The organism is Cryobacterium suzukii, assembly GCF_004403185.1.
GTDB classification, from domain to species: domain Bacteria; phylum Actinomycetota; class Actinomycetes; order Actinomycetales; family Microbacteriaceae; genus Cryobacterium; species Cryobacterium suzukii.
On the sequence record NZ_SOHJ01000004.1, the window covers coordinates 244,375 to 258,901 of the forward strand.

General features: G+C 64.7%; 12 protein-coding genes. 1 reads left to right on the forward strand and 11 read right to left on the reverse strand.

Features of this window, described 5'->3' with window-relative positions:
* The 4 genes from E3T39_RS05550 to E3T39_RS05565 are packed head-to-tail and all read right to left on the reverse strand — an operon-like array spanning position 1 to position 3,935.
* Entirely contained in the window at positions 1–1,206 is a 1,206-nt protein-coding gene (locus tag E3T39_RS05550) for a PP2C family protein-serine/threonine phosphatase (RefSeq protein WP_241979531.1), read from the reverse strand.
* On the reverse strand, positions 1,203–1,646 hold the full coding sequence (locus E3T39_RS05555) for an ATP-binding protein (RefSeq protein WP_134513725.1): 444 nt from the start codon (positions 1,644–1,646) through the stop codon (positions 1,203–1,205). Before E3T39_RS05555 ends, E3T39_RS05550 begins: the two co-directional genes overlap by 4 nt.
* Positions 1,639–1,971: an STAS domain-containing protein gene (locus E3T39_RS05560; protein WP_134513726.1), complete on the reverse strand. Its 333-nt coding sequence runs from the start codon at positions 1,969–1,971 to the stop codon at positions 1,639–1,641. The genes E3T39_RS05555 and E3T39_RS05560 overlap by 8 nt, the downstream gene beginning before the upstream one ends.
* Positions 1,971–3,935: a glycosyltransferase gene (locus E3T39_RS05565; protein WP_241979532.1), complete on the reverse strand. Its 1,965-nt coding sequence runs from the start codon at positions 3,933–3,935 to the stop codon at positions 1,971–1,973. Before E3T39_RS05565 ends, E3T39_RS05560 begins: the two co-directional genes overlap by 1 nt.
* Before the next feature lie 220 nt (positions 3,936–4,155).
* On the opposite strand from E3T39_RS05565, the gene E3T39_RS05570 reads away from it, so the two are divergent.
* On the forward strand, positions 4,156–5,088 hold the full coding sequence (locus tag E3T39_RS05570; RefSeq protein WP_134513727.1) for a response regulator transcription factor: 933 nt from the start codon (positions 4,156–4,158) through the stop codon (positions 5,086–5,088).
* Positions 5,089–5,126: 38 nt separating this feature from the next.
* On the opposite strand, the gene E3T39_RS05575 is transcribed toward E3T39_RS05570, so the two are convergent.
* The 7 genes from E3T39_RS05575 to recR all read right to left on the reverse strand — a co-directional run bounded on the left by E3T39_RS05575 (position 5,127) and on the right by recR (position 14,527).
* On the reverse strand, positions 5,127–5,477 hold the full coding sequence (locus tag E3T39_RS05575) for a hypothetical protein (RefSeq protein WP_134513728.1): 351 nt from the start codon (positions 5,475–5,477) through the stop codon (positions 5,127–5,129).
* A gap of 114 nt (positions 5,478–5,591) precedes the next feature.
* Complete coding sequence (locus E3T39_RS05580; protein ID WP_134513729.1) at positions 5,592–6,770, reverse strand: diguanylate cyclase; 1,179 nt, start codon at positions 6,768–6,770, stop codon at positions 5,592–5,594.
* A gap of 22 nt (positions 6,771–6,792) precedes the next feature.
* Entirely contained in the window at positions 6,793–8,430 is a 1,638-nt protein-coding gene (locus E3T39_RS05585; protein WP_134513730.1) for a sensor histidine kinase, read from the reverse strand.
* Positions 8,427–10,826: a putative bifunctional diguanylate cyclase/phosphodiesterase gene (locus tag E3T39_RS05590; RefSeq protein WP_134513731.1), complete on the reverse strand. Its 2,400-nt coding sequence runs from the start codon at positions 10,824–10,826 to the stop codon at positions 8,427–8,429. The genes E3T39_RS05585 and E3T39_RS05590 overlap by 4 nt, the downstream gene beginning before the upstream one ends.
* Before the next feature lie 258 nt (positions 10,827–11,084).
* A complete protein-coding gene (locus tag E3T39_RS05595) occupies positions 11,085–12,155 on the reverse strand; it encodes an aspartate-semialdehyde dehydrogenase (protein ID WP_134513732.1) in 1,071 nt (356 codons plus the stop codon).
* Positions 12,156–12,381: 226 nt separating this feature from the next.
* Positions 12,382–13,659: an aspartate kinase gene (locus tag E3T39_RS05600; protein ID WP_134513733.1), complete on the reverse strand. Its 1,278-nt coding sequence runs from the start codon at positions 13,657–13,659 to the stop codon at positions 12,382–12,384.
* Between the two features lie 268 nt (positions 13,660–13,927).
* The gene (gene recR / locus E3T39_RS05605; RefSeq protein WP_104192574.1) at positions 13,928–14,527 is read right to left on the reverse strand and encodes a recombination mediator RecR; all 600 of its coding nucleotides are present in this window, start codon (positions 14,525–14,527) and stop codon (positions 13,928–13,930) included.

Here is a 14,527-nt window from a genome sequence, read left to right on the forward strand (position 1 = left end):
TCACCCCTCCATCTCACGCCGGACGACGATCACCGTGACGTCATCAGGGGCGGACACCCCGGCCAGTGACATCAGGGAATCGACGACGGCCTGCGCGGTCGACGCCTGGCGCACCAGCCGGTCGACCGCAGCGAGCGAGGCGAGCGTGCCGTCGAACAGGTCGAGTACGCCGTCGCTGACCGAGATCAGGGTACTGCCGGGAGCGAGCACAACCTGCTGCTCCTCCCAGGGTGAATCGTCCCCGGCGCCGACTGGCAGGCGCAGTGATGTGAGGCGCTCGGTCGTACCATTGGCGTGCACGACGAGAGAGAGACCGTGGCCGGCGTCGACATAGCGAATGACGCCAGTGTCCATGTCGAGCCGGGCATGGAACAGCGTGACAAAACTGCCGGCCTCGTCGAGGTCGGGTTCGAGAGTCGCCGCAGCAGCCCCGGCTACGTCGGCGACGGCGGCAAGGCGGGATCCGGCCCGCAGTACTGCCCGAACGGTGGCCGCAATGATCGCAGCGCCCACACCCTTGCCCATCACGTCGGCGAGGGTGAACGCCGCGCCCTCCCCCACCGGATACCAGTCGTAGAAGTCGCCGCCGACAGCCCGGGCCGGCGAACACGCCCCCGCAACCTCGAAGCCCGGCAGGCTCACAAGCTTCTTGGGCAACAGGCCGCGTTGCACGGCGGCCGCCTGGTCAAGTTCCTGCGAGGCGTTGAGTTCTTTCTGCACCCAGAAAGCGAGATCGCGCAGCAAATTCTGCTCGAGAGCTGTGAACTCCCGCGGCTGAGTGTCGAACACGCACAGGGCACCGATGCGTTCGCCGCCGTGGGCTTCGAGCGCGTGACCGGCATAGAAGCGGATTCCCGGTGCCCCCGTCACGTAAATATTGTCGCGAAAGCGCGGGTCGATCCGGGCGTCCGGAACAATGAGGATGCCGCACGCGTCGATGGTCGAATCACAGAAGGCGATGGACCGCGGATACTCGGTGGGTTGATCGGGATCGATGCCGGCGCTGGACTTGTTCCACTGCCGGTCGTGGTCGATGAGCGAGATGATCGCGATCTCCACGTGGAAGAGTTCCTTGACCAGGCGGGTAATCCGGTCGAATCGCTCCTCCGGTGGGGTGTCGAGAATCTGCAGGTCGTCGAGCGCCCGTTGCCGGGCGAGCTCGCTGTACGGCAGTATGGGCGGCACGCTGCTGAGCGCGGGGGTCATGACCGCAACGCTCGCACGATATGCCAGTGGTTCAGATCTCCGTCACGACTGTATTCCAGCTCGTCAACCAGAGCCTGGATCAACGCGATCCCCCGCCCCGATTCGCTGAGCCCGTCGGGCATCTCGCGGGCATCCACGCCCGCACTGCCCGGAATCTTCACCGCGAACAGTTCCTTCGACGTCGCGCCGGTGTCGCTCAACCGGGCATCGAGAGAAACGTCACTCACCTCGAGGCGTAAGCCGCAGGTCACGCCCGAACCAGTGTCCGCGTGGCGAAAAACGTTCGAGGCGAGTTCGATCAGGGCCGTCTCGAAACTGCAGCGATCCGTCGCGGAAACGTGCGTGGCATCCGCCCAGACCGTCTCAAGCAAAGCGTGCACCGCGTTCACGTCGTCGGGCGGCGAAACCAGCGTGAGGGTATGCGTGCTGATATTAGCCATGGAATGCGTCACTGGCGGCGGGATAGGCGGTCAGCACGCGTTCCATATTGGTCAGCTGCAGCACCAAGCGAACCTGTTCGTTGGGCGCTGCAATGCGCAGGTCACCGCCGGCCTGCCGGGCAGTCTTTAGGCCGCCGATGAGTGCGCCGAGCCCCGAGGAATCGATGAAATCCACGTCGCTCAGATCGACCGCGACGCGGTTCTGGCCGGCGGCGACGGATGCTGCCACCACCTCGCGCAGGCGCGGCGCGGTGACCATGTTCAATCGTCCAGCGATGTGTACAACGGCGATGCCGTCGCCCTGGTCGGTGACCGTGAATTGCATTATGGGGTGCTCTCCTTCGTGGTGGAACCTCGAAAGCGTGCGGCGGGTACCAGCACGCTGAGAATAAGCAAGTCAAATATTACCCAGGCCAGGTTCACGAGGGTGCCAATCGGCTCTCCCAGGCCGAGTCCCAGCCGGGTCACGCCGATGATGACCGAGACGACCAACACGATGGCGACGGCGATCTGCGGAAGGATCAAGTGCCAAGCAGCGGTACCCTCCTGCCGTGTTTTTGGAGTGACCGCGAAACCGAGCGGCCGGTGGAAGACCACATTGGCCGCAGCGGTCGTGGTGGCCTTGATCCACACCGGAAACAGGGCGAGGCTGTACTGCTGGCCGCGCCAGGTTGAAATACCGTGACTGGAGATGATGAACAACAGCTGGTTGGCGACCATGAACGGCAAAAAGCGCAGAAAAAATTCGAGGGCCGTCGTATTGACGGGCAGAATGCCGAAGCATAGAAATACCGCGGGGGCGGCGAAGTAGACCAGCGCGGCGTACCCGCTCAGGTAACTCCACATGGTCGAGAAGTACATCAGGCGCTGCGGCACGCTGAGACCGCGCTGCAGCAGCGGATTCTCCCGCAGCATCACCTGCATCGTGCCCTGCGCCCAGCGCAGCCGCTGGGTGATCATGGTTCCGAGGTCTTCAGGAGCAAGCCCGAGGGCAAGAGTTTCGTGGTGGTAGACGCTCGAGAAACCCAGGCCGTGCAAGCGCATGCTCGTGGCCATGTCTTCGGTGACGCTGATCGTGGCCAGCGGCATGAGCGGCTGGGCCTCGTCGGCGCGGTCCACGTCGATCGACCGCAGCAGCACCTGCACAGATTCCAACGCGCCGAGCGGGGATAGGTCGCGGGCCGCGAGCAGCTCGAGGCTGTGGGCGGGAATAAAGCTGTCGGCATCCGTTTCGACCTGCAACTCAGCAATGGCGGCGAGGTCGAGGGTAAGCAGTCGCAGGTCGACGGCCACGAGGTCGCGTGACACCGAAGCGATGCGCTGCTGCAGCGTATAGGTGGCGTTCCCGATGGTTTCGCCAGCTGCAATTGCGATGCGTGTGTCGCCGATCGCTGCGCCCACCTCGTGCAGGGCGGTCTGCACGATCGGGTCTTGTGCATCGTCGGCTCGGCCGGCCCGGTCGAGCACCCGTGCGGCGCCGGCGAGGGCACGGGTGACGACCCGCTCCATCTCGAGCACGTAGCGGGTGATGCCGAGCTGCATCAGCGCTTCGCGACGCACGAGGGCATTGGACCCGCAGAAGAACGCGGCGTTCCAGCCGTCTTTGCCCTGCTGGATCGGCCCGTAGAACAGGGGCGCCTGGCTGCCAAGCGGGTCGCCAGCGCTGACGTTGTCAAACACCTGCGGCGTTTGTACGAGGGCCACTTTCGGGTCATTGAAGTAGCCGAGCGTGTGGTCGAGAATGTGCGGCAGCGGCACCTGATCGGCGTCGAGAATGAGCAGAAACTCACCCTCGGTGCTCATGAGGGCATTGTTGAGGTTGCCGGCCTTGGCATGCAGGGGCCGATTCTGCCAGTCGGGGCCGCGGGTGATGTAGCCGACCTCGAGCAGCTGGGCCGCCTCGCGCATCTCCGGGCGGTTACCGTCGTCGAGAATCCAGGTGGCATGTGGGTAGCGGATGCGCCGGGCCGCCTGCGCGGTGCGCTTGACCAACTCGACGGGTTCGTTATAGGTCGTGATGAATACGTCGACGGTGAGATCTGGAACCGGTGCGGCGGGAAGCTCCCGGTCGCGAGCCCGCCACATGGTGAGACCGAACAAGGCCACGTCGATCAGGCTGTACGTTTCGGCGAGCACGAGGGCCACGGCGATCCACCAAGCATCCCAATTGAGGGAGAAAAACCAGCGCCAGATGATGTAATTCGCGCCGAGCGCGACGGTGACCAGCACGGCCACGCGCAAGAACAGCAAGTGTGCCGCAGATCGGGCGGAACGAACCGGTACCGCCACGATTCTCCCTGAGGCAAGCCCATTTCCACAGGCATATTTTCACCTCAGAATAAACTAGTGCTAGGCGGAATTCAATTCCCGAAATGGGCATTGTGCCACATCCGTGTCCTACGCTAAGACAGCACTTCACGGCGCACGATTCGGCCGTGGGTGAACCGCGACGCATGAAATCGAAGTGCCCTCGGCGAGGATCTGCCCACTTAACGGGATACTGGACCGTATGGTGTCAGAAAACCCCGAGCAGCGCGTCGCCGTCATCATCGAAGACGACTCCGACATTCGTAACCTGCTGGAGGCCGTGCTCACCCAGGCCGGGTTCGAGACAATCGCCACGAGCAACGGCCTCGACGGTATCGCCGCGGTGCGCGCCTACGATCCGATCGTCACGACCCTTGATGTGAGCATGCCCGGTATGGACGGCTTCGAAACGGCCAAGCGCCTTCGCGCGTTCAGTCCTACGTACCTCGTCATGCTCACCGCCCGCGACGACGAAATCGATACGCTCCAGGGACTGGAGGCCGGCGCCGACGACTACCTGACCAAACCATTTCGTCCGCGAGAGCTGCGCGCGCGCATCGAAGCCATGCTGCGACGCCCCCGCCACACCGTCACTGCGGATACCGTCACGCCCGCAGCCGCAGCCGCCCCCACCGTTGCGGTGGTGGCGCCGCTGGTCACCGCGCCAGTCACCACCAGTTTGACCACCGCTGCGCCGATTGATACCCCTGTAACCCCGGTATTTCGACAGACCCCCGTCGCATCCGCTCCTACCTTCGTGCCGGCCGTCGACGCCGCGAGCCCGATGCGCAGCGCCACACCACGCGATGGCTGGTTTGAACACAACGACCTGCGGCTGAACCCAGCGGAACGCCTCGTGCAACTGGCCGGCAGCCAACTCGAACTGACCCGCACGGAGTTCGAGCTGCTCGCCGCCCTGCTCGAATCACAGCGGCGGGTGCGCAGCAAGAACGATCTCGCCCTGCTGTTGCGCGGCGAGGCCTACGCGAGCGCCTACCCGGTGAACGAAGCCGATCGGCGCGCGGTCGAAGTGCACATGGGCAACCTGCGGCGCAAACTCGGTGACAGCAGCACGACACCTCGCTGGCTGGAAACCGTACGTGGCGTGGGCTATCGCCTGGCAGCCGAGGAATAGTGCGAGTCGCCGGGCCAAACCCGGCCTGCTGAATCAAACTAGCGCGCGATATACCGCGACAGCGCCAGGCAGGTATCTGCGGCCACCACGGAAAGAAGGGGCAATTGCTGCCGACACCCGGGCAGGTCCTGGGCCTTCAGGGTGCGGTGCAGGTGACCCGCAGTATTTTCGAGGCGCACGGCTCCCAGCATTGTGCTGCTCGAGCGGATGCTCAGCAACACAATCTCGGCATCCTCGAGGTCTGCTGAGGCCAGGGCGGTGCGCAAACGCAACTCCCGCTTGTGCCACAGGGCGAGAAAATCCTTCACAAACCGGTTCTCGACCGCAACGTCCCCGCCGAGATCACTTCTCAGCCGCTGCAATGTGCCCGGGTCGACCAGCGGACTCATGCCGGGCAGCCGCTGGTCGCGGTGGCATAATTTTTCGGCAAGGTCACTCTCTCAACTCTGACAGGTCCCCCCCGATCTGGGTGCAATTTGGGGCTGCTTCGCGTCAAGATCTGATCAAGATCCGTCGTGGCCGGCCGCGGCGAGTTGTACGGCGATGTCGTTACCGCCGCGCCCCTTGACGGTATCGATGGCAGTGCTGACCGCGACGCTCAGCGCGGTCAGGTCATGCCCGTGGTCGAAGGTGTCTGCAATACCAAAACTCGCGGTCAGGCGGATGAGGGAGGCTCCCTTCAACGGTTCGTCGACCAGGCTCGTTCGGATTCGTTCCGTGAGGGCGTGTGCCTCGGCCGCAGACGCGGCATCCGCTAACACCAGGAACCGCCCACTGGCCCGGTGTCCGATGACCGCGAGCACCGGTGCGCTCGCGCGGAGTTTCGCGGCGAACCGGGAGATGGCCTCATCGCCGGCCGCCCGACCAAAGGCCACATTGATTTCCGGCAGGTTGTCGATATCGGCCCCGATGAGGGCGAGTCCGACTCCGGCATTCTTCGCGCGGTCCAGGTGGTCGGTTGCCGCCTGCGCGAACGCGGCAGCGGAGAGTACGCCTGCCGCCGAGTGGATGCCGTCGGTCAGGTCACCCACGGCTCTGCCGGACGCCTGCTGGACGCGTAGGGCCGAAGCGGCAACGGTCATGAGCACGACCAGAAACAGGCTCAACGCCGCGACGTTGGCCGTGTTGAAGTACGTCAGAAATACCGTGCCGGTCACACCGTCGACGGTGAAGACGATGGCGCGGGCCGTGGCGGCGATGGCAGCGACCCAGAGGGCGACGGCGAGGATACGACCGCTCAAGTTGCGGCGCAATCGCCCACGCACCGCTTCGAGGGCTCCGAACACCGACAGCACCGCGAGTGCCATCCAGGATTCGGCGGCACCGGCCCAGCGATCGGCCGATTCACCGTGGACGAGCGTCGCGGCCAGCACGAGCACGCTGATCGTCGCGATCACCCAGAAGCCGCGGCTGCGACGGTTATAGCGACGCAGCCCGGCCCAGAGCGAGCCGGCGGCGATGGTCAGCGTCACGTTGGCGACGACGATCGCCCACCAGATCATCTGCCCGCTCTCGGTCGCCCCGTGCGCGATTGTGACCATCATGCCGGCGATGAAGGCCAGGCTCCAGATGCGTCCGACGGAATCGTTGCGATTGAACGCGGTGTTCAGAATGAACGACACCCCGCACAGCGCGATGACCACTCCATTCAGAACGAGCAGTGTCGGTGTGTCCAGGGTCATTCGACTATCCCTTGCTGGGCATTCATGATGTGTGCGGTAACGTCGCGATCGCGGTGGTGCCCTTGCCGGGGGCGGATTCGACCGTCAGGTCGCCCCCGTGCCGGCGGCAGATATCGCGGCTGATGCTGAGTCCGAGACCGGTGCCATGGATGCTCGATCCACGCACCGAATCGGCGCGGTAGAACCGATCGAACAGGTTCAGCTGCTCACCGTGGGTCATCCCCCGCCCGGTGTCAACCACGCGGAGCTCCACTTGGGTGACGGAATCGCTCAGGGTCACCTCAATGCGACCACCCGTGATGTTGTATTTGATCGCGTTGGAGAACAGGTTGTCGATCACCTGGCGCAGGCGGAAGGCATCCGCTTGTAATCGCACGGTCGGCAAAGCCACCAGCACGAACGTGATGTCGCGATCAGCGGCGACCGGCCGCGATGACTCGATGGCGTCGGTGACGATCACCGCCAGGTCACATGGGGCCAGGGTGATTGCCAGCTCGTGTTTGGTCGCGGCGGCGGTCGTGAGCAAATCGGCGACCAGGGCGAGCAGGCGGTCGGAGTTCTTCGACGCCACTTCAAGCATGCGCCGGGTCGACGGATCGAGGGTGTTGTCATCGAGGGCCAGTTCGAGGTAGCCCATGATCGAGGTCAGCGGGGTGCGCAATTCATGGGAAACGGATGCGACGAGGTCGTCTCGCGCCTTGATTGCGCGCAGTTCGGCTGTGATGTCGCGCGCGACCATGACACCGCCGTCGTAGTTGTCGTTTTCGTCGAGAATGGGCCGGGCAGAAATGAGCACCGCGGCCTGTTGCTTGCCCTGTTCCCCCACCCAGAAGGTCACGCGGTCGACCGTTTCGCCGCGCATCGCCCGCTGGAACGGCCGATCTGCCTCGGCGAAAGGGGTGACCTGGTCTTCGTGGTAAACCGCGATGGACGAGAGCTGGTTCTCTTTCACGCCGAATCGGGAGAACATTTCGCGTTGGGCTCGGTTGATGAAATTTGGCTTGGATTCCCGGTCGAACCCGACAACGCCGAAGTCGACGCTGTTGACGATCTCGTCGAGGGTGCGTTCCTCACGGCGAGAGCGGCGCAGCGCTCCCTCGAACAGGACGGACTGCTGGGTGAGCAGCGTCCGCTGCGCTGCGGCACGCTTTGTCGTGGTGTAGGTCGTCGCGGCGACGAAGGCCAGCACGATGGGTACGATGGCCAGCCGTGGAATCTCATTGCCCGACACCGGCTCCGCTCGCATCAGACCCGCAGCCCAGAGCAGCGTCGAGGTGAACACGACGCCTCCCACGGCGCCGCGGCCACCGAAGTGCGTCGACAGCCAGATGATGGGGAACACGAGGAGAAACGTCGTGCCGAGCAGTGGCTCACCCTCTCGGGCGATCACGAGCGCGACGAGGTCGACGATTGGCAGAACAACGATCCATTTCTTGTCGAGGTGCCGCCAGGGCACCCCGGCCGAAACAGCGGTGGTCAGAAAGATAATGAGAATGCCGGCCAGGAACAGCTGGTTGTTGAAGAGGTTACTGTCGAGCAACCCCGACACGGCCACCAGAAGCAGCGTCGCTGCTCCGACCAGCAGCTGCGTCAGAAAGACGGATCTTTCGACCCGATAGCGGTGCGCCCGATCTGGGCGGCGGCGGCGCGGCTGGATCATGACTCGGTCACCAAAACGGGCGCGGTGTGGGCTGCGGGCTGCGTGACCGGCCCCGTGCGAGCCGGCAACACGGCCTCAGCCCCGAACTCGTCGAGCCGGTCGAGCGTCTCGGTAAAACCCCGCGGCACTCCAAAATGAAACCCTTGCGCGCTCCGAATGCCAAGGTGGGCCAGTTGAACGGCCATGTGTTCGTTTTCGACACCCTCGACGATCATCGAGTACTCGAGCTTGTCGCCGAAACTTTGCAGGGCGGTGAGCACTTCACGCTGGCGCACGTCGGCGAGGTCATCGACCAGGCTGCGATCGATCTTGAGGATGTCCATCGGTACCCGAACGAGCGAATCGACCGAAGAATCTTCGGACCCGTAGTCATCGAGTGCGATCAGAATGCCCACATCGCGCAGCCGATTCGCCTGCTCTCGAACCTGATCCGAGACTCGCACCGCCGAGCGTTCGTTGAGCTCAAGGCACAGCGAGATCTCCGGGTAGCGACCGTTCAGGTCTTCCCAGAACGTTCCGAGTCGATCCGGCGCCAGCTGCCCGGCCTCAATGTTGATGGTCATGCAGATGATGCCGGGTTCGACCAGTCGAAATTCAGCGGCCGCGGTCATCGCCTTCTCGGCAACCTGGCGGGTCAGCTTGTCGAACCGCCCCAGACTCTTAGACTTTTCCACCAGCGACGGCGGTGAGATCGCACCCAGCTCCGGGTCGACGTAGCGCAGCAGCGCCTCAAACGCCCAGATGCGGCCGGTGACGAGGCTGACGATGGGTTGATAGGCCAACTGCAGCTGGTTTTCGTCGATGACACGGGCAACCGTGGCGTTGAACTGCGAGGAGCGATGGCCGGACACGTTGATGCTCGCCTCGCCGTCGATGCTGCCGCGGCGGCGGCTCTTCTTGACCATGAGCATGCTGTGGTCGGCGTCGTGAACGAGCGAGGCGACATCCGTTTCGATAAGAGCGGAGAACGCCAGGCCGATGCTGAGGCTCGGCCTGATGCTGTCGGTGCCGACCGCCAGTGGCGCAGCGGATGCTCTGAGGATCCTTTGGGCGATGGCTGTGGCTTCGTCCAGGCTGGCCAGACGAGTGAGGATGATGACGAATTCGTCGCCGCCGACCCGGGCGACGACATCGTGGGCACGCACAGCTTGGCGCAGTCGTTGGCCAAGAACTCGTAGAACCTCGTCGCCCACCTGGTGCCCGTAGGTGTCGTTGAGGCGTTTGAAACCGTCAAGATCCATGAACAGCACGGCGATGGCTTCCGCGTCGCTGCGGGTGTTGTTGATGGTGTCGAGGGCCTCCTGGAAGGCGCCGTAGTTGGGCAGGCCGGTGAGCGGGTCGGTGTTGGCTTTCGCCGTGAGTCCGGCCACATTCTGCCGGGCCTGCCCGGCCAATTCGGCGGTGGCCACCAGGGCTTGCAGCGCGTGCCGGTCGACGCCGGAGAACGCGCCGTCCATCGGGTCGCGGCGGGCCACCAAAAACCGTGGTTCCCCGGGAGTGAAGGTCACCGGCACACCGATGGCGCCAGCCTCGGCGGGGTCGGGCTGCAGGGCGATCGACTGCACACCGACCGCGGTGGCCGCCGCCTGACACAGGGCATCCGCGAGGCTGTCCACGCTGCGTGTGCCGCTGAGGATGCTGCTGCCGAGCACGAGGCCGTTCAGTCTGCGTCGCATATCCCACACGATGCGCACGACAATGACGATCATGGCCACCGTGAAACTTGCCAGCAACGTGCCGACCGCGGTGTGGATGCTGGTGCGGCCCTCTCCCGGGACGGGAAGGCCGACGCTGACCCAGCGGACCGAGAACATGGTCAACGCGGCGACGATGACCAGCAGTGCGCCGAGGCGTAGCGGCGAGACGAGTAGATGGCCGCCCCGGTCTGTGGGCGCGTTGATCAGGCGCACCCGGAAGACTTCGAGCGCCAATACGAGCACCACATATCCAGCAGATGCCGCGGCGGCGGCCGGCACCGCGGCCACACCGGCCCGGCCGAGGAGCCAATCGATGAGGAAATAGACCAGGCAACCGACACCGGCGAGGCCCGCGCTGTGGACGGACACTGCGATGCGACGGGATTCCACTAACAGCACGACGAGAATTCCAAACATCACGACGCCGATGATGGCCTGGTCAGGCAACACCGGGACCAGCGCGGGAATGGCGAGAACCGGCATGCTGATAGCGGGGGTGCGATGCGGCACACTGCCCACGCGAATCCAGGCCATTTCGAGGGCGCCCACGCAGACAACGCCGACGAGCGCAGCGGCGACTCTGGTGCCGGGGTCAGCCAAAATGGCGACGATTGCGCCCGAGATGAACACCAGGGCCACGACCGAGAACACGCCGAAAGAGACGCGCTGCAGCACGCCCGACACCCCACTTCGGCTCACGCAATCAGAGCCTACGCGACTTGTCGGGGAACGGGGCGTTGGACGCGATTCGGTGCTGGCGTTTGTGCGCGTGGAGCGCTCCTGGCTGCGGCGTGCGTGTGCCTGTGCCTGTGCCTGTGCTCGTGCCTGAGGTCAGGGGCTGCGAAATTTTGGACGGGGCCTGGGCCCCGTCCACGGGCCCAGTTTATAGACTGGGCCCACGGACGGGGCCCGGGCCCCGTCCGACAGAGCGGTCGGCCTCAGGGCTCGGGGCTCAGTTCAGGCGACGACTCGTGCGGCGGCGATAAGCTCGGCGATCTGCACGGCATTCAGTGCTGCACCCTTGCGGAGGTTGTCGTTACTGATGAAGAGGGCGAGGCCACGGCCATCCGCTACCCCTTCGTCCTGGCGTATGCGACCGACGAAGCTGGCGTCCTGACCAGCCGCCTGCAACGGTGTCGGGATGTCGGTCAGTTCGACGCCGGGGGCGGTTTTCAGCAATTCCTGGGCGCGGGCAACGCTGATCGGCTTGGCGAACTCGACGTTGATCGAGAGGGAGTGGCCGGTGAACACGGGGACGCGCACGCAGGTCCCCGACACGAGCAGCTCGGGCAAGTCGAGAATCTTGCGGCTCTCATTGCGCAGCTTCTTCTCCTCGTCGGTCTCGAACTGGCCGTCGTCGACGATGGAGCCGGCCAGCGGAATCACGTCGAAGGCAATCGGACGGGCGTAGATGGTGGGCTCGGGCAGCGTGACCGAGGCTCCGTCGTGCACAAGCTGCAGCAGGTTCTCGTCTTGCGCGGCGACGCGCACCTGGCTGGCCAGCTCGAACGCGCCGGCCAGCCCGCTGCCGGAGACCGCCTGATAGGTACTCACGATGAGCCGCTTGAGGCCGGCCTCATCGTGCAACACCTTGAGCACGGGCATAGCGGCCATGGTCGTGCAGTTCGGGTTTGCGATGATGCCCTTGACGGCCCGTTCGATGGCTTCGGGGTTGACCTCGCTGACGACCAGCGGAACATCGGGGTCCATGCGCCAGCCACTCGAGTTGTCGACGACCAGCACGCCGGCCGCGGCGAAGCGCGGGGCCTGCGCCTTGGAGAGCGTCGCGCCGGCCGAGAAGATGGCCACGTCGAGCCCGGTGGGGTCGGCGATCGAGGCGTCTTCGACCGTGATCGGCTTTCCCTTGAAGGTGAGGGTGGTGCCGGCCGAGCGGGCCGAGGCGAAGAAGCGAATGCTCTTGACGGGAAAATCGCGCTCCTCGAGCAGCCGGCGCACCACGGCGCCGACCTGTCCGGTGGCTCCGACGACGCCGATGTTGATTCCGGTCGTGTTGGCTGAGGTGGTCACGTGTGTTTCCTAACGTCGTTCGCCCTCACGGGCACTTCATACTGCAAGGCGCCCCCGCCGTTCTGGGGCATAACTCCTGCAATTTCCGCGCCCGGTGGTTCACTCCCGCGTAATGACGGGGGAGTCAAAGACGACGGTGACAAATTGCAGGAGTTATGAACGCGAAGAAGGCGGGGGGTGGATTTCGGGGAAGCTGGGGGCATCCGTTGGGCCGGTGAAGTGCGAGCTAGCGGCCGGAGCCGCCGTGCACGACGGCCTCGATCTCGCCATCCAGCCCGAACGCGGTGTGCACCACGCGCAGGGCTTCGTTGATGGTGTCGGCCCGGGTGACCACCGAGATGCGGATCTCGCTCGTGGAAATCATCTCGATGTTGATTCCTGCCTCGTAGAGGGCCTCGAACAATTTTGCCGAGACGCCGGTATTGGTGCGCATGCCGCCGCCGACCAGTGCGAGCTTGGCGATCTGGTCGTCGTACTGCAGGCTCGTGAAACCGATGAGCTCCTTCTCGTTGGTCAGCGCGGTGAGCACCCGCTCGCCTTCCGACTTAGGCAGCGTGAACGAGATGTCGGTGAGCCCGGTGGCGGCAGCCGACACGTTTTGTACGATCATGTCGACGTTGGCGTTGGTGCGTGCGACGATCTTGAAGATGAGCGCGGCCTTGCCGGGGATGTCGGGCACACCGACCACGGTGACCTTTGCCTCACTCAGGTCAGCGGCGATTCCGGCGATGATTGGCTCTTCCACGATTTCTCCATTTTCTCGCGCGGTCACGGCGTTGTACACGATGGTGCCGGTGTTGTTGTTAAACGAGGAGCGCACGTGCAGCGTGACGCCGTGGCGGCGGGCATATTCCACCGCGCGAATATATAGAACCTTGGCCCCGGCTGCGGCGAGTTCCAGCATCTCTTCGCTCGTGACCCGTTCGAGCTTATGGGCGCGGGGAACGACGCGCGGATCCGCTGTGAAGACGCCATCGACATCGGTGTAGATCTCGCAAATGTCGGCGTCGAGGGCAGCAGCGAGCGCGACGGCGGTGGTGTCGGAGCCACCACGACCAAGGGTGGTGATGTCTTTGGTGTCGCGATTGAAGCCCTGGAAACCGGCGACGATGGCGACGGCGCCCTCGTCAAGCGCCGAGCGGATGCGCCCCGGCGTGACGTCGACGATGCGCGCGGAGCCGTGGCGCGCATCCGTGATCATGCCAGCCTGGCTTCCGGTGAAGGAGCGTGCGTCGTAGCCAAGGCTTTTGATGGCCATCGCGAGCAGCGCCATGGAGATGCGTTCGCCGGCCGTGAGCAACATGTCGAGTTCGCGTGGGGCGGGCAGCGGCGTGACCTGGTGGGCGAGGTCGAGCAGTTCGTCAGTGCTGTCGCCCATCGCCGAGACAGCGACGACGACCTCGTTGCCAGCCTTGCGGGTGTCGACGATGCGCTTGGCGACCCTCTTGATACTTTCGGCATCGGCGACGGATGACCCGCCGAACTTCTGCACGATCAAGCTCATGTGACTCCTGAGATGGGGGTTTGCGGGCCGATGATACGCGCCGCGTCCAAGGTCCCATCCTAAATGCTGGCGCTCGGGGTCGGTGCCATGTGACGCTGCGCGGCGGGGGCGGAATCGGAGCGTCCGCTGGCCGGGCCCACCCTATGACCGCGGGCCCAGTCTATAAATTGGGCCTACGGCCCGGGCCCGGGCCCCGTCCAAAAGGGGGGGCGAGTGACGTCGGGTGAACCGAGGTGTGGGTTTGACCGGGGCGGCGGGGTGGGAGCGGCTAGTGCGCGACCTCGCGGCGGCCCTCGAAGGCACGGCCGAGGGTGACCTCGTCGGCGTACTCGAGGTCACCGCCCACCGGCAGCCCGGAGGCGAGGCGGGTCACCTTGATCTCGAGCGTTGTGAGCAGGCGCGACAGGTAGGTCGCGGTCGCCTCCCCCTCGAGGTTCGGGTCGGTCGCTATGATAACCTCCTGCACCGTGTTATCGGCCAGGCGCTGCATCAGCTGACGGATGCGCAGGTCGTCGGGGCCGACGCCGTCGATCGGGCTGATGGCTCCGCCAAGCACGTGGTAGAGCCCTTTGAACTCGCGGGTGCGCTCGATTGCTACGACGTCCTTGGCCTCTTCAACCACGCAGATCGACGTGGGGTCGCGGCGTGGGTCGCGGCAGATAAGGCAGGTCGGCTGCTCGGAAACATTGCCGCAAATCTCACAGAATCGCACCTTGTCGCGCACCTCGAGCAGCACATTCGCCAGCCGCGTCACGTCGAACTTCTCGGTCTGCAGAATGTGGAATGCGATGCGCTGGGCTGACTTCGGTCCGATGCCCGGAAGTTGACCGAGCTCGTCGATCAGTTCCTGAACAATGCCTTCATACAT